At 65.9% G+C, this 2,545-nt stretch carries 4 protein-coding genes; all 4 read left to right on the plus strand.

What is annotated here, in order from left to right:
• Positions 1-201, plus strand: a 201-nt coding sequence (locus tag VEG08_14550; GenBank protein ID HXZ29211.1) for a hypothetical protein, incomplete at its 5' end; no start/stop codon positions are given.
• 219 nt (positions 202-420) lie between these two features.
• Positions 421-1,479 carry a hypothetical protein gene (locus VEG08_14555; protein HXZ29212.1) on the plus strand — a complete coding sequence of 353 codons (1,059 nt, stop codon included), beginning with the start codon at positions 421-423 and terminating at the stop codon, positions 1,477-1,479.
• 246 nt (positions 1,480-1,725) lie between these two features.
• On the plus strand, positions 1,726-2,136 hold the full coding sequence (locus tag VEG08_14560) for a hypothetical protein (protein HXZ29213.1): 411 nt from the start codon (positions 1,726-1,728) through the stop codon (positions 2,134-2,136).
• Positions 2,137-2,277: 141 nt separating this feature from the next.
• Positions 2,278-2,545, plus strand: a 268-nt coding sequence (locus VEG08_14565; GenBank protein ID HXZ29214.1) for a TGS domain-containing protein, incomplete at its 3' end; no start/stop codon positions are given.

Genomic DNA, 2,545 nt, shown 5'->3' on the forward strand with positions numbered 1-2,545 from the left:
GCCGTGGTGGCGCTGGGCGTGTGGATGGTCATGACCTTCTTCAGCATGCTCTTCCTGCACCGCCCGGCGATTTGGACCTTCGTCGCGGGCGGGATCGTCTACCTTGCCGCCTTCGTGACCTTCTTCCGCTGGCTCTATCCCGGGCTGCGCCGCCACTTCACCGGGCAGGCCAAGTGGGAAGCGACGGCGCGGCTGCCCTGACGGCCGAGGTCGGCCCCGCACCCCTCTTTAGGCGGATACGCCTGGGCGCAGCCCGGTTGTAAGATGCCCGCCCATCTCACAATCTAGCGAGGCCACCGTATGCGGCATGCACGGCTTCGGTCTGCGGTTCCGCTTTTTCTGGGTCTGCTTCTTCTGGTGGGCCGGCTCCCGGCTCAGGAAAAGCCTTCCCCATCTCGGCAGCATCAGAACCAGGAACGCATGGCCTGCGCCGTCGTCGGCGACGCCACGCCCGCAGGGCTGGTCGTCGTGCTGGTCAGCACGCCGGGGGAGCCGCTGAAGCTGGAGGCGGTGGAGAACCCCTGCATCAGCGGGGCCGCGCTGCAGATCCGCTGGTCCGAGGTGGAGCCCGCCGAAGGCAAGCCGGACTGGTCCAAGCTCGACCAGTTGTTCGCGAAGGCGGACGCGCAGCACAAGTGGGTCCAGCTCCTCATCTTCCCCGGTTTCTTCTCTCCCGCCTGGGCGCTCAAAGACGTCAAGACGGACACGTTCGTCGTCCCCTATGGACCGGGTGCCGGAAGCTCCCTGCCGTTTCCCATGCCTTGGAACAAGCTCTACCTCAAGCGCTGGTCGGGGTTCCTGAAGCTGCTGAGCCAGCGCTACGGGAAGGACCCGGCGTTCCGGGTGATGGCGGCGGCCGGCCCCACCTCGGTCTCGGTGGAGATGATGCTGCCGCACCAGGGCGGGGAATTGAAGCAGTGGCAGGCCGACGGCTACACCCCGGCCAAGTACAAGGAGGCCTGGCAGGACGTCCTGCAGGAAGCGGCCAAGGACTTTCCCGGCCAGTGGATCTCGCTCTCCGACGGCACGGCGCTGAACATCAACGACCAGGGCAAGATCGACAAGGGCGAGGGCCTGCGCACCCGGAATGAGATCGTCGAGAACGCGCTGAGCCTGCTGGGAAGCCGGTTCGTCTTCCAGAACAGCGACCTCAGTGCCGGCCCGGTGCGGCCCGACTCCAGCCGTTTCCTGAAGAGCTACATCGGGCGCGCAGTCACCGGGCTGCAGATGCGGACCTCGGCCGAGCGCGAGAGCGCGGCTATGGGCGCGGCCGGCGATCCTCCCCTCGCTCTGCGCAAGTCCATCGACGTGGGAATGGCGCCCGACAGCTCCGGCCGGCACATCGACTATCTCGAGATCTATTGGCCGGACGTGCTGGCCGACGACCTGCAGCCGGTGCTGCTCTACGGCGCGTCGCGGTTCGGCTCCGCACCGCCGGTCCGGCGTCACGTCGAACCGAAAAAGCCGCCCAAGTTCTAAGAACTGCCGTGCCTCACGGCTCCGGCCACGAACCTGGCGCGGTGACCCGCGTCACTGCAAAGCTGCCCGCCCGGGCGGAGAGTTAGATGGAGCGACTCCATGCGTACCCTGCTTCTCGCTCTCATTGTGACCACCGGGCTCGTTTTCCCGGTTGCGGAGCCTGCGCCGACGCCGGCTCCGAAAGGCACTGTATGCTGGCCGTTGAGTTTTGCTGGGGTCACAGTAGGAGTTACCACGGATTCCCAGGTGCAGCGGCTCCTGGGCAAGGGCGTCTTCCGACCCGATGAAGGCCACACCGGCGGTCGCTATTTCCTCGACGCCAACCAGACAGCTACCCTGCACGTTGTTGGAGGGGTGGACCAGGTTGTGGAGGAACTGACATTGAGCCAGGGGGTGAGCGCGGAGATCAAGGCCAATGAGCGCAGCGCCGCGGTCAGCAAGTGGTTCGACCCGGAGGAGCAGTTCGGCAACGGGCTTTTACTGCACCTGGGCTCGACCGAGAAGGAGGTCCTCTCCAACTTGGGTCAGCCCAAGGAGCGGCTCAGCGCGAAGCAATGGCTGTACGAGACGACCTGCGCCTGTGATCTACCGGCTTATCTTACCGTCTCGTTCAAGGCTGGCCGTCTGGTTGAACTTTCATTAGCGGAAGAGGAATAAAGCGTAGCTGGCGATCAATCCCCTCATCACAAGCAACCCCTGCCCCCAGACAATCCGCCCGGCGTTGACCCCCTTCCATCGCCTCCGATAGACTGAAAATTTCCGGTGCACAGGCGGGTCGCCTGTGCCACACAAGCTCCTATGGCCGAGAGCATCCACATCAAGCTGCCCGACGGCAGCGTCCGCGAGGTGCCGCGAGGCACCACCGCCCTGGAGATCGCGCGCTCCATCTCCCCGCGCCTGGCCGAGGCCGCGCTGGTGGCCCGCACCAACGGCTCGCTCATCGACTTGGCCCGCCCGCTGGAGAAGGACGCCGAACTGCGCATCCTGACCTCCAAGGACCCGGAGGCGCTCGAGGTCTTCCGCCACTCCTCCGCCCACCTGCTGGCCGCGGCCGTGCTGGAACTCT

The organism is Terriglobales bacterium, assembly GCA_035624475.1.
In the GTDB taxonomy this organism is placed as follows: domain Bacteria; phylum Acidobacteriota; class Terriglobia; order Terriglobales; family Acidobacteriaceae; genus DASPRL01.

Coding starts and splice junctions, on each gene's coding strand:
- VEG08_14555 (HXZ29212.1), top strand. CDS start 421: ATGGCCTGCGCCGTCGTCGGCGACGCCACGCCCGCAGGGCTGGTCGTC.